This window comes from Schleiferilactobacillus perolens DSM 12744, from assembly GCF_001435585.1.
In the GTDB taxonomy this organism is placed as follows: Bacteria; Bacillota; Bacilli; order Lactobacillales; family Lactobacillaceae; genus Schleiferilactobacillus; species Schleiferilactobacillus perolens.
This window is the reverse complement of sequence record NZ_AZEC01000050.1, coordinates 1-1018: the sequence shown is the minus strand read 5'-3', so window position 1 is coordinate 1018 and position 1018 is coordinate 1. Positions and strand designations below refer to the sequence as shown.

Genomic DNA, 1018 nt, shown 5'->3' with positions numbered 1-1018 from the left:
TAGTAGGTAGAATGAACACATAACCTTGAATGATTTACGTGTTCCCCCGGCTTAGCCCCCGAGGGAATTTTTTTGTCTATTTAATTTAGTTACAAACAGTATTATACCCCTTTGCCGATAATATGACAAAGGGGTATTTTTAACGTCTTAACCAACCAAATAAGCCCTTTTTAGGCGTCTTAGTGTCTACTCCCTTATAATTACCCTCGGTAGGCTTTAAAACGTCTGTATCGTCGCTTTTAAGGGGGATATCGTCCTGTGAGAGGGGGTTGTTCGTAGTGGTATCAAGTAGTTTTTCGTTTTGACGGCTAGTAGACAAATTGAGTTGTTGTTGCTGGTTAAGTAATTGAGTTAGCTTTTCAATTTGTCTATCCTTTTCGTCTAGTTGACGTCGCATTATATCAAGAACTTTATCGTCAATTGGTGACGTTTTTTCTTGTTTAGCCTTGGTGTTACTGTTTGCATAGTATTTACGAATAGCATTGACAACACTATCGTCAATTACATATCTATCATTGCTGTCTTTTGAGGGTTTTTCGTTGTCATCAAGCATATCAATGATTTGATAAACCCTTGCACGTGATATCTTCAAATCTTTAGCTATTGAAGATATTGTCTTATTTGCCATTTTACGTCATCCTTTACGTTAGTCTATACGTTTATATTAACATAGTTAATCAAGGTGAACACTGAACGAGGGCTTAGAACACGTCTCTCAACATATGATATATATCCTATCGCGGAGATTTTTAAGAATAGTGGCTGTTTTGGCTCGATATGGACGGCTGCCTTTCTGACCAGTATAATTCTATTATGCCAATTAGTTAGTACATATTACTACCAAAAGAAGGAGTAATCCCAAACACATGAAATTAAAAGTTTGGTGGCTAAGCAATCTTATTTGGCTAACCATCTTCAGTATATTAAGCTTTGTAATTTTCATTAGAAAAGTTGCTGGTGCTGGAACGATTCAAACGCCAGCAACTAAATTAGCTGCTTTTATTGTGCTAGTGGTTTT

Annotated in this window: 2 protein-coding genes; one reads left to right on the top strand and one right to left on the bottom strand. The window is 36.5% G+C overall.

The annotated features are described in order from the left end of the window. Window positions 1–139 precede the first annotated feature (139 nt). Complete coding sequence (locus FD09_RS15550) at window positions 140–628, bottom strand: DUF536 domain-containing protein (RefSeq protein WP_001748269.1); 489 nt, start codon at window positions 626–628, stop codon at window positions 140–142. A gap of 238 nt (window positions 629–866) precedes the next feature. Between FD09_RS15550 and FD09_RS15545 the strand changes: the two genes are divergently transcribed. After that, on the top strand, window positions 867–1018 hold a 152-nt coding region (locus FD09_RS15545), incomplete at its 3' end, for a DUF3923 family protein (RefSeq protein WP_057822563.1).

Excerpts from the sequence above, each read along its gene's own strand:
- FD09_RS15550 (WP_001748269.1), bottom strand. The coding sequence starts at position 628 with ATGGCAAATAAGACAATATCTTCAATAGCTAAAGATTTGAAGATATCA.